General features: G+C 74.0%; 23 protein-coding genes. 15 read left to right on the top strand and 8 right to left on the bottom strand.

The features are described 5' to 3' along the window. Positions 1-64 precede the first annotated feature (64 nt). The 3 genes from AB0B41_RS08330 to glmS all read left to right on the top strand — a co-directional run bounded on the left by AB0B41_RS08330 (position 65) and on the right by glmS (position 6,323). A complete protein-coding gene (locus tag AB0B41_RS08330) occupies positions 65-3,946 on the top strand; it encodes an ABC transporter ATP-binding protein (protein WP_358200411.1) in 3,882 nt (1,293 codons plus the stop codon). A 200-nt stretch (positions 3,947-4,146) separates the two neighbouring features. Then, entirely contained in the window at positions 4,147-4,452 is a 306-nt protein-coding gene (locus AB0B41_RS08325; protein WP_358200409.1) for a hypothetical protein, read from the top strand. A 32-nt stretch (positions 4,453-4,484) separates the two neighbouring features. Continuing rightward, positions 4,485-6,323, top strand: coding sequence for a glutamine--fructose-6-phosphate transaminase (isomerizing) (gene glmS / locus AB0B41_RS08320; protein WP_358200407.1), 1,839 nt, complete (start codon positions 4,485-4,487; stop codon positions 6,321-6,323). A 68-nt stretch (positions 6,324-6,391) separates the two neighbouring features. On the opposite strand, the gene AB0B41_RS08315 is transcribed toward glmS, so the two are convergent. After that, complete coding sequence (locus AB0B41_RS08315; RefSeq protein WP_358200405.1) at positions 6,392-7,045, bottom strand: Clp protease N-terminal domain-containing protein; 654 nt, start codon at positions 7,043-7,045, stop codon at positions 6,392-6,394. A gap of 57 nt (positions 7,046-7,102) precedes the next feature. Here AB0B41_RS08315 and AB0B41_RS08310 point away from each other — a divergent pair, with 57 nt between their 5' ends. Then, complete coding sequence (locus AB0B41_RS08310) at positions 7,103-8,125, top strand: alpha/beta hydrolase (RefSeq protein ID WP_358200402.1); 1,023 nt, start codon at positions 7,103-7,105, stop codon at positions 8,123-8,125. A gap of 19 nt (positions 8,126-8,144) precedes the next feature. Here the strand turns inward: AB0B41_RS08310 and AB0B41_RS08305 are convergent, their stop codons facing one another. Then, on the bottom strand, positions 8,145-8,741 hold the full coding sequence (locus tag AB0B41_RS08305; RefSeq protein ID WP_358200400.1) for an MSMEG_0567/Sll0786 family nitrogen starvation N-acetyltransferase: 597 nt from the start codon (positions 8,739-8,741) through the stop codon (positions 8,145-8,147). After that, positions 8,738-9,925: an MSMEG_0568 family radical SAM protein gene (locus AB0B41_RS08300; RefSeq protein WP_358200398.1), complete on the bottom strand. Its 1,188-nt coding sequence runs from the start codon at positions 9,923-9,925 to the stop codon at positions 8,738-8,740. Before AB0B41_RS08300 ends, AB0B41_RS08305 begins: the two co-directional genes overlap by 4 nt. A gap of 63 nt (positions 9,926-9,988) precedes the next feature. Here AB0B41_RS08300 and AB0B41_RS08295 point away from each other — a divergent pair, with 63 nt between their 5' ends. Next, positions 9,989-11,176, top strand: a complete 1,188-nt coding sequence (locus AB0B41_RS08295) for an MSMEG_0565 family glycosyltransferase (protein WP_358200396.1) — start codon at positions 9,989-9,991, stop codon at positions 11,174-11,176. 93 nt (positions 11,177-11,269) lie between these two features. Here AB0B41_RS08295 and AB0B41_RS08290 read toward each other — a convergent pair whose 3' ends face one another. Further along, positions 11,270-12,793: a GAF domain-containing protein gene (locus AB0B41_RS08290; RefSeq protein WP_358200394.1), complete on the bottom strand. Its 1,524-nt coding sequence runs from the start codon at positions 12,791-12,793 to the stop codon at positions 11,270-11,272. A 175-nt stretch (positions 12,794-12,968) separates the two neighbouring features. Between AB0B41_RS08290 and AB0B41_RS08285 the strand changes: the two genes are divergently transcribed. Beyond that, positions 12,969-13,742, top strand: coding sequence for a response regulator transcription factor (locus AB0B41_RS08285; RefSeq protein ID WP_358200393.1), 774 nt, complete (start codon positions 12,969-12,971; stop codon positions 13,740-13,742). A gap of 108 nt (positions 13,743-13,850) precedes the next feature. On the opposite strand, the gene AB0B41_RS08280 is transcribed toward AB0B41_RS08285, so the two are convergent. Continuing rightward, complete coding sequence (locus AB0B41_RS08280) at positions 13,851-14,252, bottom strand: heme-binding protein (protein WP_358200391.1); 402 nt, start codon at positions 14,250-14,252, stop codon at positions 13,851-13,853. 249 nt (positions 14,253-14,501) lie between these two features. On the opposite strand from AB0B41_RS08280, the gene AB0B41_RS08275 reads away from it, so the two are divergent. The 7 genes from AB0B41_RS08275 to AB0B41_RS08245 all read left to right on the top strand — a co-directional run bounded on the left by AB0B41_RS08275 (position 14,502) and on the right by AB0B41_RS08245 (position 20,275). Further along, entirely contained in the window at positions 14,502-15,257 is a 756-nt protein-coding gene (locus tag AB0B41_RS08275) for an MIP/aquaporin family protein (protein ID WP_358200390.1), read from the top strand. Positions 15,258-15,414: 157 nt separating this feature from the next. Then, positions 15,415-15,864 carry a diol dehydratase small subunit gene (locus AB0B41_RS08270; RefSeq protein ID WP_358200388.1) on the top strand — a complete coding sequence of 150 codons (450 nt, stop codon included), beginning with the start codon at positions 15,415-15,417 and terminating at the stop codon, positions 15,862-15,864. Continuing rightward, a complete protein-coding gene (locus AB0B41_RS08265) occupies positions 15,864-17,555 on the top strand; it encodes a propanediol/glycerol family dehydratase large subunit (protein WP_358200386.1) in 1,692 nt (563 codons plus the stop codon). The genes AB0B41_RS08270 and AB0B41_RS08265 overlap by 1 nt, the downstream gene beginning before the upstream one ends. Then, a complete protein-coding gene (locus AB0B41_RS08260) occupies positions 17,555-18,130 on the top strand; it encodes a propanediol/glycerol family dehydratase medium subunit (RefSeq protein WP_358200384.1) in 576 nt (191 codons plus the stop codon). Before AB0B41_RS08265 ends, AB0B41_RS08260 begins: the two co-directional genes overlap by 1 nt. Next, a complete protein-coding gene (locus AB0B41_RS08255) occupies positions 18,127-18,885 on the top strand; it encodes a hypothetical protein (protein WP_358200382.1) in 759 nt (252 codons plus the stop codon). The genes AB0B41_RS08260 and AB0B41_RS08255 overlap by 4 nt, the downstream gene beginning before the upstream one ends. Beyond that, positions 18,882-19,943, top strand: coding sequence for a diol dehydratase reactivase subunit alpha (locus AB0B41_RS08250; RefSeq protein WP_358200380.1), 1,062 nt, complete (start codon positions 18,882-18,884; stop codon positions 19,941-19,943). The genes AB0B41_RS08255 and AB0B41_RS08250 overlap by 4 nt, the downstream gene beginning before the upstream one ends. After that, positions 19,940-20,275, top strand: a complete 336-nt coding sequence (locus AB0B41_RS08245; RefSeq protein ID WP_358200378.1) for a glycerol dehydratase reactivase beta/small subunit family protein — start codon at positions 19,940-19,942, stop codon at positions 20,273-20,275. The genes AB0B41_RS08250 and AB0B41_RS08245 overlap by 4 nt, the downstream gene beginning before the upstream one ends. Positions 20,276-20,401: 126 nt before the next feature. On the opposite strand, the gene AB0B41_RS08240 is transcribed toward AB0B41_RS08245, so the two are convergent. Further along, positions 20,402-21,136 carry a GntR family transcriptional regulator gene (locus tag AB0B41_RS08240; protein WP_358200376.1) on the bottom strand — a complete coding sequence of 245 codons (735 nt, stop codon included), beginning with the start codon at positions 21,134-21,136 and terminating at the stop codon, positions 20,402-20,404. Positions 21,137-21,203: 67 nt separating this feature from the next. Here AB0B41_RS08240 and AB0B41_RS08235 point away from each other — a divergent pair, with 67 nt between their 5' ends. Together AB0B41_RS08235 and AB0B41_RS08230 are read left to right on the top strand one after the other, a co-directional pair. Then, entirely contained in the window at positions 21,204-21,797 is a 594-nt protein-coding gene (locus AB0B41_RS08235; RefSeq protein WP_358200374.1) for a cupin domain-containing protein, read from the top strand. After that, entirely contained in the window at positions 21,794-22,750 is a 957-nt protein-coding gene (locus AB0B41_RS08230) for an AIR synthase related protein (RefSeq protein WP_358200371.1), read from the top strand. The genes AB0B41_RS08235 and AB0B41_RS08230 overlap by 4 nt, the downstream gene beginning before the upstream one ends. A gap of 160 nt (positions 22,751-22,910) precedes the next feature. On the opposite strand, the gene AB0B41_RS08225 is transcribed toward AB0B41_RS08230, so the two are convergent. Both AB0B41_RS08225 and AB0B41_RS08220 read right to left on the bottom strand, forming a co-directional pair. Next, on the bottom strand, positions 22,911-23,330 hold the full coding sequence (locus AB0B41_RS08225) for a hypothetical protein (protein ID WP_358200369.1): 420 nt from the start codon (positions 23,328-23,330) through the stop codon (positions 22,911-22,913). 135 nt (positions 23,331-23,465) lie between these two features. Then, positions 23,466-24,491, bottom strand: a complete 1,026-nt coding sequence (locus tag AB0B41_RS08220; protein WP_358200368.1) for a 6-phosphofructokinase — start codon at positions 24,489-24,491, stop codon at positions 23,466-23,468. Positions 24,492-24,544: the final 53 nt, after the last annotated feature.

Genomic DNA, 24,544 nt, shown 5'->3' with positions numbered 1-24,544 from the left:
GGGTGTGACCAGGGCGGACGTCGTCGGGCGGCGGACTGTCGGACCGGCGTCCTAACCTGGATCCGTGCCCGACCCGCTCCCCACCCCCTCGCCCGACCCGGGCACCCGGCCCGCCGGATGGCTGCGCCGGCTCACCCGCGAGTGCCTGCGGCACCGCCGGGTCACCGTCGGCGCGCTCGTCGCGTCGGTGTTCGGGGTGAGCCTCGACGCGGCGGGCCCGCTGCTCACCCGGGTCGCGGTCGACGACGCGGTGCGGGGCGTCACGGACGTGCTGCTGCCGATCGTGCTGGCGATCCTGGGGCTGGCGGTCGTCCGCTTCACCGCGTCCTTCCTGCGGCGCTACCTCGCCGGGCGGATGGCGCTCGACGTTCAGCACGACCTGCGCCGCCAGGTGTTCGCCGCCGTCCAGCGGCTCGACGGGCGCCGGCAGGACGCACTGCGCACCGGCCAGGTCGCCTCCCGCGCGATCACCGACCTCCAGCAGGTCCAGTCGCTGCTGTCGATGGTGCCGCTCACCGCCGGCACGATCGCGCTCGTGATCGCGTCGGTGGCGGCCATGCTGTGGTTGTCCCCGCTGCTCACCGTGGTGTCGCTGATCATGCTGCCGCTGGCGGCGTACATCACCAGCCGCACCCGGCGCTCGCTGTTCCCGGCCACGTGGTCGGCCCAGCAGCGCGCGGCGGACGTGGCACAGCAGGTCGAGGAGACGGTCACCGGCGTCCGTGTGGTCAAGGGCTTCGGCCAGGAGACCCGCGAGGTCGGCACCCTGGAGGGGCTGGCCCGGCGGCTGTTCGGCGAGCGGATGCGCGCCGCGCGGATGACGGCCCGGCTCAACCCGGTGCTGCTCGCGCTGCCCACGCTCGGCCAGGTCGCGGTGATCGGCATCGGCGGGCTGATGGCGGTGCGCGGGTCGATCTCGCTCGGCACCTTCCTGGCCTTCACCACCTACGTCGCGCAGCTCGTCGGGCCGGCCCGGCTGGTCGGGTCGCTGGTCGTCAGCGCGCAGCTGGCCCGCGCCGGCGTCGAGCGCGTGTACGACCTGGTCGACGCGGAGCCGGACGTGCAGGACCCGCCCGCGCCCCGCGCGTTGCCCGCCGGCCCGGTCGGCGTGGAGCTCGACGCCGTGCGGTTCGGCTACGAGCCCGGACGGCCGGTGCTCGACGGGGTGTCCCTGCGCGCCGAGCCGGGGGAGACCCTGGCCGTGGTCGGTACCGCCGGCTCCGGCAAGTCCACGGTCGCGCTGCTGCTGCCCCGCTTCTACGACCCCTGGGACGGGGCGGTGCGGATCGGCGGGATCGACGTCCGGGAGCTGCGGCTGCGGGACCTGCGCGCCGAGCTGGGCGTGGTGTTCGAGGAGGCCTTCCTCTTCTCCGACACCATCCGCGCCAACATCGCCTACGGCCGGCCCGACGCGAGCGAGGAGGAGATCCGCGCCGCCGCGGCGGCCGCGCAGGTCGCCACGTTCGTCGAGGCGCTGCCCGAGGGCTACGACACCCCGGTCGGCGAGCGCGGGCTCACGCTCTCCGGCGGGCAGCGGCAGCGGATCGCGCTGGCCCGGGCGCTGCTCACCGATCCCCGCGTCCTGGTGCTCGACGACGCGACCTCCGCCGTCGACACCGCCACCGAGTCCGCCATCCACGAGGCCCTCCGCGAGCTGACCGTCGGGCGGACCACGATCCTCGTCGCACACCGGCGCTCCACCCTCGCCCTCGCCGACCGGATCGCGGTGCTCGACGCCGGCCGGGTCGTCGACGTCGGGACCGAGGAGGAGCTGCGGGGGCGGTGCGCGCTGTTCCGCGAGCTGCTGGCCACCGGCGCGCAGGCGCACGCCGACGAGGAGCCGGTCGAGGAAGCCGGGACCGTCGCGGAGCCCGAGGTCGCGCCCCTGCCGGCGGCCGCCCCGGCGGTGGCCGTGCCCGCCGGCGGCGTCACGCCCGAGCTGTGGCCGGAGGCCGCCGCCGGCGAGGCGGAGTCCGACCGGGCGGTGCGGGCCGCGGCGGAGCAGGCGGGGTCGGCGCGCGCCGGCGGCCCGCAGGCCCGCACCGGACCCGGCGCGTCGGGCATGGTCGGCGGGATCGCGGCGACCCCGGAGCTCCTCGACGCCGTCGCGAGGCTGAAGCCCGCCACCGAGACCCCGCGCCTCGGCGGGATCGATCCCGCCGCACCGGACCCCGGCTTCCGGCTCGCCCGGCTGCTGAGGCCGGTGCGCTGGACGCTCGCCGTCGGCATGGCCCTCGTGGCGCTCGACGCGCTGGCGACGCTGGCCTTCCCGTCGGTCGCCCGGTTCGCGGTCGACGGCGGCATCACGGCCGGGTCCACGCGAATCCTGCTGATCGCGACGCTGATCGGGATCGGGATCGTGCTGGCCGACGCGCTGGTGGTCGCCGCACAGACCGTGGTGACCGCGCGGGCGGGCGAGAGCCTGCTCTACCTGCTGCGCACCCGCAGCTACGCCCACCTGCAGCGGCTCGGGCTGGACTACTACGAGCGCGAGCTCTCCGGCCGGATCATGACCCGGATGACCACGGACGTCGACGCACTGTCGACGTTCCTGCAGACCGGGCTCGCCCAGGCCGTCGTCAGCCTGCTCACCCTGGTCGGCGTCGCCGTCGCGCTGCTGGTCACCGACGCGGAGCTCGCCCTGGTGGCGCTCGCGGTGCTGCCGATCCTGCTCGTGGCCACGGTGGTGTTCCGGCGGCTGTCGTCGCGGGCGTACGCGGAGGCGCGGGAGCGGGTCAGCGTCGTCAATGCGGACATGCAGGAGAACGTGACCGGCGTCCGCGTCGCGCAGGCGTTCGTCCGGGAGGAGCGCAGCGCCGCGGCGTTCGGGGCCCGCAGCGACGCCTACCGCCGCACCCGGATCCGGGCGCAGCGCTACATCGCGACGTACTTCCCGGGCGTCGCGTTCCTGTCGGACGTCGCACAGGCCGCGGTGCTCGGCGTCGGCGCCGCGCGGGTGGCGGCGGGCGACCTCACGCCGGGCGTGCTCACCGCGTTCCTGCTCTACCTCGGGCTGTTCTTCTCCCCGGTGCAGCAGCTGTCCCAGGTGTTCGACGGCTACCAGCAGGCCCGCATCGGCCTGCTGCGCATCGCCGACCTGCTCCGCACCCCGACCTCGGTGCCGGCGGCCCCGGACTCCGACGCCGCCGTCGTCCCGCCGCAGCTGCGGGGCGCGGTGGAGCTGCGCGGGATCACCTTCCGCTACCCGGGCGTCGAGCAGCCGGCGCTCGCCGACGTGAACCTCCGCGTGCGGCCCGGCGAGACGATCGCGCTGGTCGGCGCCACGGGTGCGGGCAAGTCCACCATGGTCAAGCTGCTCGCCCGGTTCTACGACGTCGGCGAGGGCGAACTGCTGGTCGACGGCGTCGACGTCCGGCGCTACCCGCTCGAGGGCTACCGGCGCCGGCTCGGGTTCGTGCCGCAGGAGCCGCACCTGTTCACCGGGGACGTCGCGGCCAACATCGCCTACGGCCGTCCCGGCGCCACGCAGGCGGAGATCGAGGCCGCGGCCCGGGCCGTCGGTGCGCTGGAGATGATCCGGGGCCTCGCCGGCGGTTTCCGGCACCCGGTCGGCGAGCGCGGCCAGGGACTGTCCGCCGGGCAGCGCCAGCTGGTCGCGCTGGCCCGCGCCGAGCTCGTCGACCCGGACGTGCTGATCTTCGACGAGGCCACCGCGGCGCTCGACCCCGCGACCGAGGCGGCGGTACTGGCCGCCGGCGACCGGCTCACGGCGCGGCGCACCGCGTTCGTCGTGGCGCACCGGCTGGCCACGGCGGCGGCGTCGGACCGGATCGTCGTGCTGCACGCGGGGCGGATCGCCGAGGAGGGGCCGCACGCCGAGCTGCTCGCGGCGGACGGGCGCTACGCCGCGCTGTGGCGGGCGGGCGAGCTGGAGCCCGCGGCCGACGCGGAGACCGAGGACCTCTCCGCGGCCCGCTCGGCCTGAGCGCCGCGCTTCCGTCCGACCGCCGCCGGTGCGGCCCGCCCGGCGCCCGGTGTGCACCGGGCGTAACGGGCGGCCCCTTGTCGTCCGATTTCCACTGTGGGTGAGGTCGCTGCGCCGTCCGTACGCAGTTCGCCCGAATTCTTGCCCGAAATCGGGCAGGAACTTGGCGTTCTGAGGGTTGATCGGGCACAGTTCCGTCCGTGCACGCCGCCCCGGACCGTTCGACGCACCCCGATGCGTTCGCCGGCCCGCACCCGGACCTGGTGCGCCACCTGGTCCGCAGCACCGCGCTCGACCCGGGCGAGGCCGCCCGCGTCGTCGACGAGGTGCTCGCCTACTTCGCGGAGCCGACCGAGGACTTCGTGCGGCGGCGGCACGCCGAGCTCCGCACCCGCGGGCTCCGCAACGACCGGATCTTCACCGTGATCCGGGACGAGCTCGACGCGCGACGCGTGGCGCCCCCGCCGCTGTCCGCGCGTCAGCTCCGGCGCCTGGTCTACGGCTGAGCAGCGCCGGTCAGAAGCGAGGAGGAACACCGATGTGCGGCATCGTGGGGTACGTGGGCGCGCAGGACGCGGCGCCCATCCTGATCGAGGGCCTCAACCGGCTCGAGTACCGCGGCTACGACTCGGCAGGGATCGCCGTGATCCAGCGCGGCCAGCTGAAGGTGCGCAAGGTCAGCGGCCGGGTCGCCGACCTGCAGGCGGATCTGCCCGCGCGGTTCAAGGGCGTGCCCGGCATCGGGCACACGCGCTGGGCCACGCACGGTGAGCCCACCGTCGACAACGCCCACCCGCACGTCGACAGCGCCGGCCGGATCGCCGTGGTGCACAACGGGATCATCGAGAACGCCGAGGAGCTGCGCGCCAAGCTGCAGGCCGACGGCGTCGAGTTCACCTCGCAGACCGACACCGAGACCGTCGCCCACCTCGTGGCCGCGGCCTTCGCGACCGGCGGCGCGGAGGACCTCGAGCAGGCCGTCCGCTACGCGCTGCGCCAGGTCGTCGGCGCGTACGGCATCGCCGTCGTCGACACCGAGCACCCCGACCGGATCGTGGTCGCGCGCAACGGCTCGCCCGTGCTCCTCGGCATCGGCGAGAAGGAGATGTTCGTCGCGAGCGACGTCGCGGCGCTGGTCGGGCACACCCGCCAGGTCGTCTACCTCGACGACGGCGAGCTCGCCACCATCACCGCCGGCGGGTACCGCACCTTCACCCTCGACGCCCGCTCCACGGCGAAGACCCCGTCGGAGGTGGACTGGGACGTCGTCGGCGCCGAGATCGGCGACCACGCGCACTTCCTGGTCAAGGAGATCGCCGAGCAGCCGCGCTCGATCGAGCGGGCGATCCGCGGGCGCATCGACGAGCGCTTCAACACCGCCCACCTCGGCGGGCTCAACCTGACCGTGCGCGAGGCGCGCGAGTTCCGCCGCGTGAAGATCCTCGGCTGCGGCTCCGCCTGCTACGCCGGCGATCTCGGCGCCCAGCTGATCGAGGACCTGGCCCGGATGCCCGCGACGTCGGAGTCGGCGTCGGAGTTCCGGTACCGCAACCCGGTCGTCGAGCCGGACACGCTCTACGTCGCGGTCAGCCAGTCCGGCGAGACCGTCGACACCCTCGCCGCGGTGCAGGAGCTGCAGCGCAAGGGCGGCCGGGTGATCGGGATCGTCAACGTCGTCGGCTCGACGATCGCGCGCCAGGTCGACGGCGGCATCTACATCCACGCCGGCCCGGAGATGTCCGTCGCGGCGACCAAGTCCTTCACCTCGACGCTCGTGGCGTTCGCGCTGCTCGCGGTGCACCTCGGCCGCATGCGCGACCTCGCGCCGACCGAGGGCCGCCGGATCCTCGACGGCCTCGTCGCCCTGCCCGGCCAGATCGAGCAGATCCTCGACGACGAGAAGCGCACCGGCACGATCGAGCAGGTCGCCAGGGAGATCGCGCAGCGGCACAGCGTGCTGTTCATCGGCCGCCGCCGCGGCTGGCCGGTCGCCAAGGAGGGCGCGCAGAAGTTCAAGGAGGTCTCCTACGTGCACGCGGAGGCCTACGCCAGCGCCGAGCTCAAGCACGGCCCGCTCGCCCTGGTCAGCCCGGAGCTGCCGACGGTGGCCTGCGTGCCGGACGACGACCTGTTCGAGAAGAACGTCTCCACCCTCGCCGAGATCCGCGCCCGCAAGGGCCCGGTCGTCGCGCTGGCGCACCGCGAACTCTCCGCCGAGCTCGCCGACCGCACCATCGTGATCCCGCGCGGCGAGCCCGAGCTGGACCCGATCCTGATGTCGGTGCCGCTGCAGCTCCTGGCCTACCACGCCGCGGTGGCGCTGGAGCGCGACGTCGACCGCCCGCGCAACCTCGCCAAGTCGGTGACGGTGGAGTAGGTCCTCGCCTGCACGCGCCGTGCGCCCCGCTCGTTCTCCGGGCGGGGCGTACTGCTGTGATCCGACCTTCAGGACGCGGTGCCGCGCTCCAGCCGGCCGAGGCGCGCCCGGATGTCCTCGAGGATCGTCCGGACGGGCGCGGACAGTCCCGACGCCGCCTGCTGGCTGCGCGTGAACGCCACACCCGCGACGGCGGAGGAGACCGCGAGCCTGAGCTTGTCGGGATCGGCGCCGGTGGACACGAGGGCGCGGACGACGGCGTCGTCCTCCGGGCCGGCGGCCAGGCCGAGCAGCAGGTGCTCGCAGCCGATGTAGTTGTGCTCCAGGCGGAGCGCCTCGGTGGTCGCGCGCTCGAGCGCGGCGGCCAGGTCGGTGCCTTCGCCCAGCCCGCGGGCCTCGGCGAGGACGTCCGGCGGCTCGACGTCGAGCGCCGCGAGCACTGTCAGCGCGAGGTTCCCGCCCTCCTCGACCACGGCCGCGAGGAGATCGACCGTGCTCGGCCGGTCCGCCTCCAGCGCGGCCCGCACCGCGGTCCGTGCCCGCGCGGTGAACCTGTTCCAGCCCGGCGTTCCGGTCATGTCCGCTCCTCCGGCAGGGGGAGCGCCACCGGCCGCCGCGACCGCCTCCGCCAGGGCCTGCTGGCACACCGACGACACCGGGATCCCGGCCTCTTTCACGGCGGCGGCCAGGTCGTCGGGCAGGTAGACGTTGATCTTCGGCACGAGCTGCTCCCTGTAGGGTTATAACCCCACTTATAACCCCTCCTCGGGGCGACGGCAATGCTCACCACGGTCCGTTGTGTTCCGGCGACGTCCGGTAACGAGCTCGTGCTGTCGAGCGAGTCTGCAGGCGTCGAGGATGACGGAGGGGCCGTGGTTCAGGTCAGCGATATCCAGGCACAGACCGTCAGTGCCGCTGCCGCGGCCCACCTGCGTATGACGGACCCGCTCGTCATCCCCGATGCGGTGCTGACGCAGGAGTACGCCGATGCTGTCAACGACCTGCTCGCGGCGCGGATCCGGCCGTTCCTGGACGGCCTACGCGCACAGTTGGACCTGGCAGTGCGGGAGGAGACGATCGGCGGGACCCGGGTCGTGGTGATCGAGCCGCGAAAGATCCGGCGAAACCGGAAGGGTGTCGCCGGCGTCTTCGCCCACGGCGGCGGGTTCGCACTGCTGAGCGGGCACGACTACAACGCGTACCGGGTGGCGCACGATCTCGGGATCGTCGTCTACTCCGTCGACTACAGCCTCAGTCCGAAGGCCCGGTTCCCGGTGGCGTTGGAGGAGACGCAGCGGGCCTACCAGGCGGTGACGCGGCGGCACCGAACCGTGGTGGTGGCAGGGTCCTCGGCAGGTGCGAACCTCCTGATCAGCACGGTGAGTGCCGCTGCCCGAGGGCGTCGACCCGCGGCCGCAGGATTCTTCGCGCCTGCCGCCGACCTCCGCGTGATCGGGGACAGCTACGTCGCCAACGACGGCCGCGACCCCCTGCTGACCCGGGACACCGGCGAGAAGCTGTTCGCCGCATACCGCGGTACCGCGTCCGCAGTCGATCCCCGGATCTCGCCCCTCCTTGCCGACTTCAACGGCGGCTTCGTCCCGACGATGATCACCACGGGAACCAGGGACCTCCTCCAGAGCGATGCGGTGCGCTTCACCCGCGTCCTGCGCGACGCCGGCGTGCCTGTCCGGTTGCGGGTCTGGGAAGGCATGTGGCACGCGTTCGAGAGCGTGGCGGGCCTCCCCGAGGGCGAGGAAGCCATGGCCGAGGTCTTCGGCTTCCTCGGCCGACACCTCTGAGGGCGAGCCGTCCGGGACCTCAGGCGGCGCGGCGGGGGCCGGCGAGCCAGGGGGTCGTCGGGCCGGCGAGGGCGGTGCTCATGGGGAGGTGGGGGTGGCCGACGTAGGTCTCGACCGGGCCGTCGGTGGTCCAGCCGAGGCGGTGGAAGAAGCGCTCGTTGGGCAGCTGGACGTGGGCGCGCATCCGCAGGCCGTCGTGCGCACTCGCGGTCTCGACGGCGAAGCGGACCAGTGGGCCGCCGATCGCGGCGGAGCGGAACTCGGGCAGGACGGCGAGGCGGTCGCCGAGCCACTCACCGGGACGGCCGGTCGGGTAGAGGCGGACCGTGCCGGCGGGTCGCCCGAGGTGGGTGGCGAGGACGTGGACCACGTCGTTGCGGGCGTCCTGCACATCGAGGTCCGAGTCCTCGAACACGCCCTGCTCCTCCACGAACACCGCGCGCCGGATCGCGTGGTGCGCGGCGCGTGCGGCCGGGTCGGTGGCCGGGCGGCAGGCGACCGGGTCGACGCCGACCAGCACGTTGACCGCCCGTACGGGCCGGATCCGGGCCGGACGCACCGTGCTGCGTGCGACCACCTCGGCCACGGTCGCCCGCTCCGGCAGCACGGCGGTCATGCGCCCGGGCGCTTCCCGATCTGCAGCAGTGGGGCGCCGCCCCCGGAGGCCGACCCGCACGGCGTCGCCCCGCCCGACTGCTGGACCAGGTTGAGCGACGAGCAGGCCTGGCACCGCGCGCACCCGGCGACGGCGGTGTCCGCGCCCAGCCCACGCTCGGCGAGGAAGCCGGCCACCTTGCGGTAGATCGGCTCGGTGTACTCCCGGGCCGGCGCCGGCACCGCCTCCATCAGCGACCCCGCCACCGGCCGCAGCGGCACGACGAAGGGGTACACGCCGATGTCGACCGCCCGCCGGCACATCTCCACGGTCAGGTCCGGGTCCTCGCCCATGCCGAGGATCACATAGGTCGACACCCGGCCCTCGCCGAACAGCTGCACCGCCCGCTCCCACGTGCGGAAGTAGGTGTCGACGCCGGTGCGGAACTTGCCCGGCGCCACGCGCGCCAGCACCGCAGGGTCGAAGGACTCGATGTGGATGCCGACGGAGTCGACGCCCATGTCGTGCACCTGGTGCAGCACGTCGAGCGAGCGCGGCGGCTCGAACTGCACCTCCACGGGCAGTCCCGCGGCCTGCTTGACCGCCTGCCCGCACTTCGCCACGTACAGCGCACCGCGGTCCGGGGCGACCGACGACCCGGTGGTCAGCGTGGCGTCGACGGCGCCGTCGAGGTCGCGGGCCGCGACGGCGACCTCCGCCAGCATCTCGGGCGTCTTCTTCGCGATGGTGGCGCCGGCGGCCAGCGAGACGCCGATGCCGCAGAACCCGCACTGGTCGGAGTTGCCCCAGTAGTTGCAGGCCTGGACCACGGTCGAGGCGAGCGAGTCCAGGTGGAGCAGCGCGATCTGGTGGTACGGGACGCCGTCGGCGGTCTCGAGGTCGTAGAAGCGCGGGCGCCGCGTCCCGGAGACCGAGGCGACCTTCACGCCGTCGCGGTAGATGCCCTGGCCCTCGTCCTCGGCGCGCAGCGCGTACGGGGAGGTGGTGTTCGGCGGGACCGTGACCGGCACGCCCTCGATCCACAGCATCCCGGAGTCGGACGGGCCGGCCCCGCCCGTGCGGGAGGTCTCCAGCGTGGTCTCGATCCGCAGCCCCACGCTCTGCAGGTCCATGATCAGCGCCGCCGTGTCGCTCGTCGGCGCCTCGACGACCTCGCCCGGCCTGCGCTCGTCGGTCACGGTCATGCGAGAGCTCCTCCACTATCGGACACGGTCGTCTCTCATCAGAGAATTCACTATGGTGGACGCGTGCGCAACATCGTCAACGCGACTGGGTCCGGGGTCACGAGGGTCGCCCTGCTGACCCACTCGACGTCGCCCCGCGGCGGGCACGTCCACACGCTCGGCCTGGGCGAGGCCCTGCACCGCGCCGGGCACCCGGTGCACGTGTTCGCGCTGGGCGACCCCGCGAAGGGGCTCTACCGGCCCGTCGACCTTCCGCACACGATCGTCCCGGGCCCGCGCCGCGAGGGGACCACGCTCACCGAGCGGACCCTCGACGGCATCGAGCGGCTCGCGGCCGCACTGGCCGCGCGGATCGGGGAGTTCGACGTTCTGCACGCGCAGGACTGCATCGCCGCACGGGCCGCGCTGGCCGCCCGGGACCGCACGGGCGCCGACGTGACGGTGCTGCGCACCGCCCACCACGTCGACGACTTCACCACCCCGGTCCTCGTCGAGTGCCAGCGGCGTGCGATCACCGAGCCGGACCGGGTGCTGGTGGTGTCGGAGCAGTGGCGGGGGATCCTCGCCCGCGACTTCGGCGTCGACGCGACGATCGTGCCCAACGGCGTCGACCGGCGCCGGTTCGCGGACCCGGTGCCCGTGCGGCGGGCGGACGGCCGGTTCCTGCTGCTCGCGGTGGGCGGGATCGAGCCGCGCAAGGGCACGGTGCACGCCTTCCGCGCCCTCGCCCGGCTGCGGGGCGAGGGCCTCGACCCGGTGCTCGCGGTCGTCGGCGGGCACTCCTTCCAGGACTTCGCGCCCTACCGCGAGGCCGCGCTCGCCGAGCTGCCGGAACTGGGGCTGGAGCTCGGCCGGGACGTCCTCGAGCTCGGCACGCTGACGGACGCCGAGCTGGCGGGCTGGTATGCCGCGGCCGCGGCCGGCGGGGCGCTCTGCTACCCCTCGACGGCCGAGGGCTTCGGGCTGGTCGCGATCGAGGCGATGGCGCTGGGGGTGCCCGTCGTCGCGAGCGACCTGCCCGTCTTCCGCGAGCACCTCACCGACGGGGTCGACGCGCTGCTGCCCGGCGTCGGCGACGAGGGGGCGCTCGCCGCCGCCCTCCGCCGGGTGATCACCGAACCGGAGCTGCGGGCGTCACTCGTGCGCGGGGGCGCGGCCACCGCGGCCCGGTTCACCTGGGAGCACTCCGCCGAGGTGCACGCCGGGATCTACGCGGAACTCACGAACGGCACTCTCGCTCACACCTACTGAGCGGACGCGCCGCTCACTCACACGTGAGGTGCGCGGCCGGGCTCTGCACGAGCGGCACTCTCGCTCACACCTACTGAGCGAACGCGCCGCTCGCTACTCCGCCAGCAGCCGCGCGACCCGCGACTCCGCGACCGCGCGACGCGGGTCGCCGGCGGGCAGCATGTCGGCGAGCAGCTCGTGGGCCTCGAGGTCGTCCCGCCCCAGCCGGTGGGTGGCGTAGCGGTGGACGAGGTCGACGTCGTCCGACTCCAGGACGGCGCGGCGGAGCCCGACCTCCATCTCGTCCCGCGCGCCGCGGATCTCCGGGGCGTCCGACCGGGGGAGGAGCGGGCCCGCGCACGCCCGCAGCGCGTCGGCGATCCGGCCCTCGCGCAGCGCGCGACGGACGGTGCCGAAGTCCGTGTCGACCACGGCGTCGAGCCGGTACGGGCGGGTCTTCAGCACGTCCGTGCCGATCAGCGCGCGCAGCCGGTGGATCTCGCCGCGGACGGTGGTCTGGTTGCCGTCGTCGCCGTAGAGGAGGAAGGCGAGCCGCTCGGCGGTGAGCCCCTCCGGGTGCAGCGCGAGCGCGGTGAGGATCTCGGCGGGGCGCAGGGTGAGCGAGTGGCTCTCGCCGTCGAGCACCACGGTGGGGCTGCCGTCCCCCAGGAACCGCAGGGACAGCGCGTGCCGGGGCGTGTCCACCGCCGTGGTGCGACCGCTGCGCTTCGCGGCGCGCAGCAGGAAACCCTCGGCCAGCGGCTCGACGTGCATCTCCCGCCCGTCGGCCAGCCGGAGCCGGTCGGCGCCCGCGACGATCTGCTCGAGGTCGACCCGCTCGGGCCACGCCCCGAACGGTTCGCCGGCGATGATCCGCCCGGTCGGCGTGACGAGCGCGCCCGGCGTGCCCCGCAGGCTCTGCAGGTGCGGCTGGTTGCGGGCGCGCAGCCGCTCGTCGGCGATCGCGAGCTGCATCCGCATCTGGTTCTCGGCGAGCTGCGCGGTGGCCGTGACCAGCGCGAGCATCGCGGGGTGGATCGTGCGCCGGGGGCCGGTGATGTCGATGGCGCCGACGATCCGGCCGGTGTCCGGGTCCGTGACGGGCGCCGCCACGCACGTCCAGGCGTGCACGGCCCGCACGAGGTGCTCGGTGGAGTGGATCTGCACGGGCCGCCGGACGGCGAGGGTCGTGCCCATCGCGTTGGTCCCGATGGCCTCCTCGGACCAGCAGGAGCCCTCGACCAGGCCCACCCGGTCCGCGGGACGCAGGACGGCGTTGGCGCCCTCGCGCCACAGCACGATGCCCTGCTCGTCCGTGACCACGACGACGTGCATCGCCTCCTCGGCGATGCTCACCAGGTTGCTGCGCAGCAGCGGCATGACGTTGTGCAACGGGTGGGCGGCCAGCCGCGCGGCGCTCTCGGACCGGTCGAACCGGAACGGGGGCAGCGCCGTGGCGGGGTCGATCGCGGCGGCGAGGCTGCGTTCCCAGGACTCGGAGACGAGCCGGCGGACCGTGGCGTCCCCCGTGTCGTCGAGGACCGCCTCGAACAGCTCGTCGATCGCGCGGGCGGCGGCCGACGCGGAGGCGGGCAGGCCGGTCTCCGGCTCGCGCTCGACCACCTTGTCGACTGGCATCGGCTCCCAGACTGTCCGCGTGCTTCCGGCACCCATCATCGTTCACCTCCACCCGGATCAGCAAGGCGAGGTTGCGCCTGTCCGAGCGGGCAGCGCGAGCGTGCAACGAACGGGCAACGTGATTCACCTTACCGTCGCCCCGACAACGACCCGTCGACGTTCGAAAGGCTCAGCGATGACCGCAGAACTCGCCGATATCAGGGTCCTCGACGCGCGCCCGGCGCAGCCCACGCGCATCCCCACGGTCGCCGGGGCCTCGGACACGGGCCGCGGGGACTCCCCGTTCGCCACCGTCCGCACCGGCCGGATCCTGGTCGTCGACGGCGAGGGCATCGTCCGCCTCGGCCTGCGCCAGCTGTTCGCCGCCGAGCCCGACCTGCGGATCGTCGGCGAGGCCGCCACCCCGCGCGACGCGCTGGTCGCGGCGGACCGGCTGCGCCCCGACGTCGTGCTCCTCGACGTGGACCTCGGCCGCGGCGACTCGGCCGGCATCGACGTGGCCCGCGCACTGCTCCAGCGCCACCGCGGCACCCGGATCCTCGTGCTGACGGCCTGCCGCGACCGGGAGACGATGCTCCGCACCGTCCGCCTCGGCGTGCACGGCTACCTGCGCAAGGGCGCCGACACCGCCGACATCGTGGCGGCGGTCCGCACCCTGCTGCGCGGCGACGCCGTGTTCGACTCGCGGATCACCACGATGATGATGGACGCGCTGCGCGACCCCCGGGAGCCGGCCGCCCCGACCGCCCCGCGCGGCCCGCTCCTCACCGAGCGCGAGAACCAGGTGCTCAAGCTGCTGGCGACCGGCATGTCGAACCGGGAGATCGCCACCGAGCTGGTGATCAGCGAGGCGACCGTGAAGTTCCACGTCCGGAACCTGCGCGACAAGCTCGACGTCCGGCGCCGGACCGAGATCGTCTACACCGCGACCCGGCAGGGGATCGTCTAGAGCCCGCGCGGCCGGCGTGCCGACGGGCCGCTGGCCGCGTGACGCACCGCTGTGCGCGGTAAGTGGTGCTGGAGCACCACTTACCGCGCACAGGCTCGTCAGCGCGGATCAGGTGAGGGCGTCGACGGCCGCCTGCGCCACCTGGGTGTCCTGCTCGACCGAACCGGCGCTCACCCCGACGGCGCCGACGACCTCGCCGTCGCGCTCCACCGGGATGCCGCCGCCGAAGATGACGAGCCCGCCCGCCAGCTGCTCGAGGCCGTAGAGTTCGGCGCCGGGCTGGACCAGCTCGGTCAACGCGCCGGTGGGCGCGTTCATCAGGATCGACGTGACGGCCTTGCGCTGCGAGATGTCGATGCTCGCCCGGATCGCGCCGTCCTGGCGGGCGAACGCCAGCAGGTGTCCGCCGGCGTCGACGACGGCGATGTTCATCGGCTGGCCGATCTCGTCCGCCTTCTTCAGGCCGGCCGTCAGCGCCTTCTGCGCCTCGGTAAGGGTCAACCCGCTCATCCTCGAGTCCCTCCGGAAGTCCGTGCGGGCCCCGCCCGGTACGGCGGTGCCCCCTCCACCCAACCGGACGGGCGCGGCCGCCGACAGCTCCGCCTTGGGTCAGGTTCCTCCTCGCCCCGTGGTGAGGTGGCACCCCCGCAGAGGGTGAGACTTCGCGGGCCGTTGTCGCCCAACCTCTTCCGTCACACGCGCAGCACTGTGGAGCGTATCGCCGGGCCGCGCAGGGCGGCCGGGACAGGGAGGTCCGGCATGACGGCAGGATCGATCGTGTTGTGGGAGGGACTGGGCACCGCGGTGCTCATCCTCCTGGGTGTCGGCGTCGTGGCGAACGTGGTGCTGCGCCCGACGCTCGGGACCGGCGGCGGCTGGCTGATGATCACCTTCGGCTGGGGTTTCGCCGTGTTCGTGGGGGCGAGCATCGCCGAGCCCTCCGGGGCGCACCTGAACCCCGCGGTGACCATCGGCCTCGCGGTGGCGGGTGCGACGCAGTGGTCGATGGTGCCCTTCTACCTGATCGGGCAACTCGTGGGCGCCTTCGTGGGCGCCTCCGTCGGCTGGCTCGCCTACAAGGCGAACTTCGACAAGAACGTCGAGGAGGACCCCGAGGGCAACCGCGACACCCGGGGCATCTTCTGCACCGGCCCCGTCGTGGCGCGGTCCGGCTGGAACGTGGTCACCGAGGTCGTCGCGACCTTCGTGCTGGTGTTCTGGATCCTCAGCAACCCGGCCGCCCAGGCACCCGACGGGGCGGGCGTGCCGCAGTTCGGCAACGGAGCGCTGGGCTACGCGGCGGTCGCGTTCGTCGTCATCGGCATCGGCTGTTCGCTCGGCGGGCCCACGGGCTATGCGATCAACCCGGCCCGCGACCTGGGCCCCCGGCTGGCCTACGCCCTACTTCCGATCAGGGGCAAGGGCAGCGCGGAGTGGGGGTACGCCTGGGTGCCGATCGTCGGCCCGATCATCGGCGCCGTGCTCGCGGGCCTGCTCAGCGCGGGTGTGTCGTGACCTCACCGGCAGGAGAGGCGCCGTTCGGGTTGCCCCTGCCCGGAGGGGTTCCCGCTACCTGCGCAGCTGCGCAACGGTTGGTGGGTGGCACGGGCGCCGCGGTCGACCGACCGAGCCCCGGCGCCCGCGTCCCGGCGAACGACGAGAGGTGATGCGCGTGTCCGCTCCAGCTTCCGGGTCCGGTCCCGACCTCGGGGCCGCCGACTACCCGCTCTCGGTCAACCGTCAGGACCTCCTGCGCACACCGACGGGCAAGCCGATCACGGCGCTGACGATGAACGCCGTCGTCGCCGGGGAGATCTCCGCCGAGGACCTGCGGATCGCCCCCGACACGCTCCAGCTGCAGGCCACCCTGGCCGAGTCGGTGCACCGCCGGCAGCTCGCCGCGAACTTCCGGCGCGCGGCCGAGCTCACCGCGGTGCCCGACGCCGAGGTCCTGGCGATGTACAACGCGCTCCGCCCGCGCGCCTCGAGCAAGGTGCAGCTGCTGGAGATCGCCGAGAACCTGGAGGGCAAGTACCAGGCCACCGTGTGCGGTGCCCTGGTCCGTGAGGCGGCCGAGGTCTACGAGCGCCGCGACCTGCTGGCCCGCGACGAGGAGGACTGATGACCACGACCGAGCGGCGCAGCAAGCGCACCGAGGTACTCGAGGACCGCCCCGTCAACCTCGACGGGTTCGTGGAGGAGTGGCCCGAGAAGGGCCTCGTCGCCATGGAGTCGGACTTCGACCCGCAGCCGAGCGTGCGGGTCGAGGGCGGGAAGATCGTCGAGCTCGACGGGCGCGCCCGCGCCGACTTCGACTTCATGGACACCTTCATCGCCGACCACGCGATCGACGTGGAGACGGCGGAGGAGGTCAACGCGATCCCGTCCGTCGAGATCGCCCGGGCGCTCGTCGACCCGCGGGCCTCGCGGGACGAGCTGACCCGGATCGGGCGTGGGCTCACCCCGGCGAAGATCCTCGACGTCGTCAAGCTGATGAACGTCGTCGAGATCATGATGGCGATGCAGAAGATGCGGGCCCGCCGCACGCCCGCGAACCAGGCGCACTCCACCAGCGCCAAGGACAACCCGATCCAGGTCGCCGCGGACGCGGCCGAGGGCGCGCTGCGCGGCTTCGCGGAACTGGAGACGACCCTCGGCGTGGTCCGCTACGCCCCGCTGGTCGCGATCGCGCTGCAGGTCGGCGGCCAGGTCGGGCGGGGCGGCGTGCTCACCCAGTGCGCCCTGGAGGAGGCCACCGAGCTCGAGCTCGGCATGCGCGGCATCACCGCCTACGCCGAGACGATCTCCGTGTACGGCACCGAGTCCGTGTTCGTCGACGGCGACGACACCCCGTGGTCCAAGGCCTTCCTGGCCAGCGCGTACGCGTCGCGCGGGATCAAGATGCGGTTCACCTCGGGCACGGGATCGGAGGTGCAGATGGGCAACGCCGAGGGGCGGTCCATGCTGTACCTGGAGATCCGCTGCATCCTCATGGCCAAGGGCGCCGGGGTGCAGGGCCTGCAGAACGGCTCCATCTCCTGCATCGGCGTGCCGGGCGCGATGCCCGGCGGGATCCGGGCGGTGGCCGCCGAGAACCTGATCGCCAGCTGGATGGACCTGGAGTGCGCCTCCGGCAACGACCAGTCCTTCTCGCACTCGTCGATGCGCCGGGTCAGCCGCGCGCTGCCGCAGCTGCTGCCGGGCACGGACTTCGTCTGCTCCGGCTTCTCCGGGGTGCCCAACGCGGACAACATGTTCGCCGGCTCGAACTTCGACGTCGAGGACTACGACGACTGGAACACCATCCAGCGCGACCTCCAGGTCGACGGCGGGCTCCGGCACGTCCGCGAGCCGGAGATCCTGCAGGCCCGCGAGAAGGCGGCCCGCGCGCTGCAGGCCGTGTTCGCCGAGCTCGACCTGCCCGCGATCACCGACGCCGAGGTCGAGGCCGCCGTCTACGCCCACGGCTCCGGCGACTACCCGGAGCGCGACGTCCTCGAGGACCTCAAGGGCGCCCAGTCCGTCATGGACCGGGGCGTCACGGGCTTGGACCTGGTGAAGGCGTTGGAGCGCACCGGTTTCCACGACGTCGCCGAGAACCTGCTGACCGTCCTGCGCCAGCGTGTCTCCGGCGACCTGCTGCAGACCGCGGCCATCCTCGACGACGACTTCGTCCCCCAGTCCGCGATCAACGACGCCAACGACTACGGCGGCCCGGGCTCCGGGTACCGCCTCCAGGGCGAGCGGTGGGAGCAGCTCAAGAAGCTGCGCCACGTGACGAGCGCCGAGAACCCCGAGACGGAGGTGTCGTGATGACCGCCCCCACCGCCGAGCGCACCCTGACGCTCAACGAGGTCGGCCCGGCCAAGCGGGCGTCGCGGCCGGACGAGGTGGTCGTCGCCGTGTCCCCGGCCTTCGCCGACCCGTTCACCAAGACCATCGTCGACGTGCCGCACGCCGAGGTGATCCGGCAGATCCTGGCCGGCATCGAGGAACAGGGCGTGCACGCCCGGATGATCAAGGTGTGGAACACCGCGGACCTCGCGGCGGTCGCGCACACCGGTGCCCGGCTGTCCGGCTCCGGCATCTCGATCGGCCTGCTGTCGCGGGGCACCGCGATGATCCACCAGCGGGACCTGCCGCGGCTCAGCAACCTGGAGCTGTTCCCGCAGTCGCCGCTGCTCGACGCCGAGGTGTTCCGCCGGATCGGGTCCAACGCCGCCCAGTACGCGAAGGGCGAGTCGCCGGCCCCGGTGCCCACCCGCAACGACCAGATGGCCCGGCCGCGCTGGCAGGCCAAGGCCGCGCTGCTGCACCTCAAGGAGTTCGAGTGCATCGTGGCGGGGCGGAAGCCGGTGGAGGTCGAGCCGGTGATCTCCCGCGCATGACGCGACGGCTGGTCGTCGGCGTCGACATCGGCAACTCGACGACCGAGGCGAGCGTGGCCGCCGTGTCCGGGGACTCCGTCGAGTACCTGGGCACGGCGCTCACCCACACGACCGGGGTCAAGGGAACGCCGGAGAACACGGACGGGGCGGTGTCCGCGGTCCGGCGCGCGCTGGACCGGGCCGGCCGCTCCGAGTCCGAGGTCGAGACCGTCCTGCTCAACGAGGCCACGCCCGTCATCTCCGGGCTGGCCATGGAGACGATCTCCGAGACGATCATCACCGAGTCGACGATGATCGGGCACAACCCCGCCACGCCGGGCGGGGAGGGGCTCGGGGTCGGCACCACGGTGGCGATCGACGCGCTGGCCGGCGCCTCCGGCCCGACGATCGCGGTCGTCGGGGCGGGCTGGGACTTCGACGACGTGGCGACCGAGCTCAACGCCGCCACCGAGCGCGGCCTCGAGGTCGTGGCCGCGGTCCTCGCGCACGACGACGCCGTGCTCGTCGTCAACCGGCTGCGGGCGCCGATCCCGGTCGTCGACGAGGTCGGCGCGGTGGAGAAGGTGCCGCTCGGGATGCGGGCGGCGGTGGAGGTGGCGCCGCCCGGCCGCACGATCCGGACGCTCTCGGACTCCTACGGCCTGGCGTCGGTGTTCGAGCTGGACCCCGACCAGACCAAGCAGGTCTCGCCGGTGGCGCGGGCGCTGACCGGGAACCGGTCCGCCGTCGTCGTCCGGACCCCAGCGGTGACGTGACCGACCGGCGGATCCCGGTCGGCACGCTCACCCTCACCGGGGCGGGCAAGACCCTGCAGGTCGACGTCGACGCGGGCGCCGAGGCGATCATGGAGGTGCTCGGCCGGGTCCAGCCGCTCGACGACGCGACCGGCGAGGCCGGCACGCACGTCGGCGGGATGCTCGCACAGGTCCGGGACACGATGACGGACGTGACCGGGCAGCCGGCCGCGGAGATCCGGATCCGGGACGTGCTCGCCGTCGACACCTTCGTGCCCAAGGAGGTGCGCGGCGGCCTGGCCGGCGAGGTCGCGCCGGAGAACGCCGTCGCGCTGGCGGCGATGGTGCGCACCAGCCGGAGCCGGATGCAGGTGGTGGCGGACGAGGTCGCGGCCGCGCTGGGCTGCCGGGCCGAGATCGGTGGCGTCGAGGGCGAGATGGCGGTCCGCGGCGCGCTGACCACGCCCGGCACGGCGGTGCCGATCGCGGTGCTGGACCTGGGCGGCGGGTCGACGGATGCCGCGCTGCTCGACCGCGACGGCGTCTCCTCGGCCGTGCACGTCGCCGGGGCGGGCGAGCTGGTCACCAAGCTGATCGGCTCGGAGCTGGCGCTCGACGACCGGGAGCAGGCCGAGGCCGTCAAGCGGTACCCGCTGGCGAAGGTGGAGAGCTTCTTCCACGTGCGGCACGAGGACGGGACGGTGCAGTTCTTTCCCGAGCCGCTGCCGTCGCACGTGTTCGCGCGGGTGGTCACGATGACGCCCGAGGGCCCCGCGCCCGTCGCGACCCGGCACTCGGTCGACCACGTGCGGCGGGTGCGCCGGGAGGCCAAGCGGAAGGTGTTCGCGGTCAACGCCGTGCGGGCGCTCAAGCAGGTCGCGCCGAGCGGCAGCCTGCGGATGCTGGACTTCGTGGTGCTGCTCGGCGGCTCGGCGCTGGACTTCGAGATCCCCGACCTCATCGCCGACGCCCTCGCCGGCTTCGGGGTGGTCTGCGGGATCGGCAACGTCCACGGCAGCGAGGGGCCCCGCAACGCGGTGGCGTCCGGGCTCGTCGACGCGCACGTGGCGGGCTCGTGACCGAGAAGCCGGCGATCGTCCTGCGGCACACCGGGTCCCCGGACCCGGTGGTGCTGCGGGAGGTGTGCGCGGGGGCGGAGGAGGAGGGCGTGCCGACGCGGGTGGAGCAGGTCCGCGACGCGGACGTCCTGGCGCTCGCCCACGCCGCCGCGCTCGAGTCCCCGCTGGAGACCGGGATCGGGATCGACGGGGCGGGCGGGGTCGCGGTGCACCACGCGTCCCTGCCGCAGGACGACCCGGTGCACCAGGTCGAGGCGGGCTGCCCGCGCCCCGACCTGCGCGTCGCCGGTCGCACCGCCGCCCGGATCGTGAAGGTCCTGCCCCTGTCGTAGCCGCCCCCGGTGAGCCAACGGCGCTCTCGCTCATACCTGGTGAGCGAGAGCGCCGCTCGTGCGTCCGGAGCGGGGTTGAGCGAGCGGGGCTGTCGTTCATATCTGGTGAGCGGGAGCGCCGCTCGCTCACTCCGCATCGGGCTGGGCGAAGAGCTCGGGGTCGGCGGGGAGGGCGGCGACGGCCCGGCACAGCTCGTCCTGGTGCCGGGTGGCGTGGGCGAGCAGGGCGTCGGCGTCCCGGGCGAGGAAGGCCGCGAGCATGTCCGCGTGGTCGCCGTGCAGACCCGCGCGGCCCTCGTCGGGCAGCAGGGACATGGGCCGGTAGGGCTCGGTGACGTTCCACGCCGACTCCAGCATCCGCTGCAGCCGGTGCATCCGGGCCGGGGCGACCAGCGCGAGGTGGAAGCGCCGCGACGCCCGGTGGTAACCGGGCATGTCCCGCTCGGCCAGAGCGCGTCCGACCTGGTCGTGCGCCGTCCGCGCCTCCTCGTGGTCGGCCTCGGTGGCCAGCGGTAGCGCCGCGGCCAGCGCGGCCTGCTCCAGCACCCCGCGCACCACGTACAGCTCGCTCAGCTCGGCCACGGTGATCCGCGCGACCGTGTAGCCGCCGCGCGGCCGGTGGTCGACGAGCCCCTCGCCGATCAGCGTCTTCAGGGCCTCGCGCACCGGGATCGGGCTCACCCCGAACACCTGCGCGATCTCGTCGAGCGGGATCGGCACGCCCGGCGCGGCGTCGCCGGAGAGGATCACGGCCCGCATGGCGTCGAGCACCTCGGCGGACTCGCCGCGGGCGCGAGCCAGCTCGCGGGCGAAGGCCGAGGGCGGGCGCGTCGGGCGGTAGGGGCGTGGGGGTGTCGCCACGCTCCCTCCCCTCTCGCGGTGCGCCGTGGGTGTCCACCATAGGTGAACGCCGTCTAGGATGGTCAACGTGAGCCGGCCGAGCCCCGCGACCTGGGAGCCCATCGTCGACGCGATCGGCCCCAAGGTGCGCGCCGCCCGCACCCGGCTCGGGCTGTCGTTGCAGCAGCTCGCGGCCCGCGCGGACGTCTCGGCCGCGGCGGTCCACAAGGTCGAGCGCGGCGACATGGTCCCGACGATCACCACGCTGCTCAAGCTCGCCGGAGCGCTGGGCCAGTCCGTGTCGGCCTTCGTCGACGACAGCGGGCTCGAGCCGCCCGCCGCTGTCCACGTGCGGTCGTCGGAGCGGCTGCCCGCGCCGCGCGACTGGGCGTCGGGCGCGCTCGGCGTCGCGGTGGAGGGGCTCGCCGCGCCTTCGGACGCGCTGCGGGCCACGGCGGTGGAGGTCGTGGTCGAACCGGGCGGCGAGAGCGGCGACACCAGGCCGCGCCGCCCGGGCGAGGAACTGGTGATGGTCCGGGAGGGCACCCTGTGGGTCGAGGTCGCGGGGGAGACGTACGAGGTGGAGGCCGGGGACGTGCTGCACTACCCCACGGACCGGGGGCACGCCTGGCGCAACGTCGGCGACGTCCCGGTCCGCGCGGTCTGGGTGATCCTGCGATGAGCGCGACCGAGACCCTCGCCGAGATCGCCGCCGCCTGCCTCGCCAACCCGGGGCTCGCCGCGAAGGCCGAGATCGCGCTGGTCGGCGAGGTGCTGGGCGGCACGGACTGGCAGGGCGGCCCGGGCGACGACGGCGCGGTCGTCACCGCGCACGGCGGCCCGGTCGTGGCGTGCGGCGAAGCCCTGTTCCCGCCGTTCGTGGCCGCCGACCCGCACGGCGCGGGGTTCGCCGCGGTGCTGACGAACGTCAACGACGTCGCGGCCATGGGCGGGATGCCGCTCGGGATCGTCGACACGGTGGTGGCGTCCGAGGCAGTGGCGCGCAAGGCGCTGGCCGGGATGCGCGAGGCGGCGGAGCTCTACGACGTCCCGATCGTCGGCGGGCACCTCACGCTGCACGAGGGCGAGCCGGCGATCTCCGCGTTCGCCGTCGGGGCCACGGCCGCGCCGCTCTCGGTGACCCGTGCCGAGCCCGGGCAGTCCCTGGTCGTGGCCGCCGCGCTCGACGGGCGGATGCGCGAGGACTTCCCGTTCTTCCCCGCCTTCGAGTCGCGCGGGCGGCGCAGTGCCGGCGACGTCCGGTTGCTCGGCACGCTCGCCGGCGAGGGCGTCGTGGTGGCGGCCAAGGACATCAGCATGGCCGGGCTCGTCGGGTCGCTGGCGATGCTGCTGGAGCCGGCGCGGCTGGGGGTGACGGTCGACGTCACGGCCGTGCCCGCGCCCGCCGGCGTGCCGCTGGTGCGCTGGTTCAACTGCTTCCCCAGCTTCGGCTTCCTGCTCTGCGTGCCCGCCGGGCGCGAGGAGGAGTGCCTCGCCGCCTTCGCCGAGCGGGACCTCGCCGCCGGCGTGGTCGGGCGGCTCGACGACTCCGGCATCCTCGCCCTCACCCGCGGCGACCAGCGGGTGGAGGTCCTGGACCTGCGCTCCACCGCGATCACCGGCCTCCCCCGCTGACCGCTCTTCCCGACTCGCGCTGCCGCTCTTCCCGACTCGCGCTGCTGAACCTCCCGACTCGCGCTGCCAAATCTCCCGACTCGCGGGGGTGGCAGCTGCTGTTCCGCGAGTCGGGGTGTGGGCTTCGGCGAGTCGGGAGGTGGGTGTCGGGGAGCTGTGCTCAGGGGGCGACGCGGAGGTGGCGCGGCGGGGTCGCGGGGGCCAGGGTCGGGCAGATCCCGTCCCCGATCCCCGCCCCGACCGCCTTGCCCAGCGCCGCCACCGGCGCGGCCGTGCGGGTGCCGCGCAGCGCGGCGTCGGCCGCCAGCGAGAAGATCCGCAGCGCACGCTCCGGGTCCCGCCAGCGGTGCTTCTCCGCGAACTCGACCCATCGCGCCGGCGGGATCGTGGTCTCCTCCGGGTACTCCAGCTCCCCCCAGGTCACGGCCGTCTCGAAAAGGTCGACGACCGCGTCCGGGTCGGTCTCGACGTCGAGCAGCCGGTCGTGGTGGGCCCGCCGGGGATGGTCCGCGCGGCACTCCGCGGGGCAGGCCAGCCGGGCCGGGACGGCACTCTGTTCACGTGGGGGCTGCTCGGGCACGGCGGGCCTCCGATCCGGCGGTCGCTGGGGACACCCCAGTTCTAGAACCCGACCGGCACCGGGCGATTTCCGACCTGTTTCATCCGGATGAAGGAGCTCCGCGGCCGCGTGACCTGCGCCGCCCGCGGCAACGGATCAGCCGAAGAAGACCTCCGCCTCCGCGTAGAGCGCGGGGTCGACCGTCTTGAGCCGCTTGGTCGCCTCGAGCAGCGGGACCATCACGATGTCGGTGCCGCGCAGGGCCGCCATCGTGCCCCAGTCCCCGGCCTCGACGGCGTCGATCGCGTGCAGGCCGAAGCGGGTGGCGAGCCAGCGGTCCCGCGCCGTGGGCGTGCCGCCGCGCTGGACGTGGCCCAGCACGGTCGTGCGTGCCTCCTTGCCGGTGCGGCGCTCGATCTCCTGGGCCAGCCAGTCCCCGACGCCGCCGAGCCGGGCGTGCCCGAACGCGTCCTTCTGCGCGCTCTGCAGCACCTCGGCGCCGCCGGTCGGCATCGCGCCCTCGGACACGACGATGATCGACGCGTAGCGGTCCCGGAAGCGGCTCTGCACCCACGCCTCGACGCGGTCCATGTCGAAGGGCTGCTCGGGGATGAGGATCCCGTTGGCGCCGCCCGCCATGCCCGCGTGCAGCGCGATCCACCCCGCGTGCCGGCCCATGACCTCGACGATCAGCACGCGGTGGTGCGACTCGGCCGTGGTGTGCAGCCGGTCGATCGCCTCCATGGCGATGGAGACCGCGGTGTCGAAGCCGAACGTGTAGTCCGTCCCGCCCAGGTCGTTGTCGATGGTCTTGGGCACGCCGACGACCCGTACCCCGTCGTCGTGCAGCCTGGTGGCGACGCCGAGGGTGTCCTCGCCGCCGATCGCGATCAGCGCGTCGACGCCCTGCGTCTCGAGCGTCTCGCGGATCCGGGCCACGCCGTCGTCGATCGCAAAGGGGTTGGTCCGGGAGGAGCCGAGGATCGTGCCGCCCCGGGGGAGCAGGCCGCGGACGTCCGGCACGCCGAGCGGCCGGACGTCGCCCTCCAGGACGCCGCGCCAGCCGTCGCGGAACCCGACGAACTCGTGCCCGTACGCCGGCGCGCCCTTGCGGACGATCGCCCGCAGCACCGCGTTCAGCCCGGGGCAGTCGCCCCCGCCGGTCAGGACCCCGACACGCATGGCGGGCCTCCGTTCTCCATCGATGCAGAAACGCGCCGATGTTACCGTCGTCA

The sequence above is a fragment of the Pseudonocardia sp. NPDC049154 genome (assembly GCF_040648315.1).
Lineage (GTDB): Bacteria > Actinomycetota > Actinomycetes > Mycobacteriales > Pseudonocardiaceae > Pseudonocardia.
This window is presented reverse-complemented; position numbering and strand designations above follow the sequence as displayed.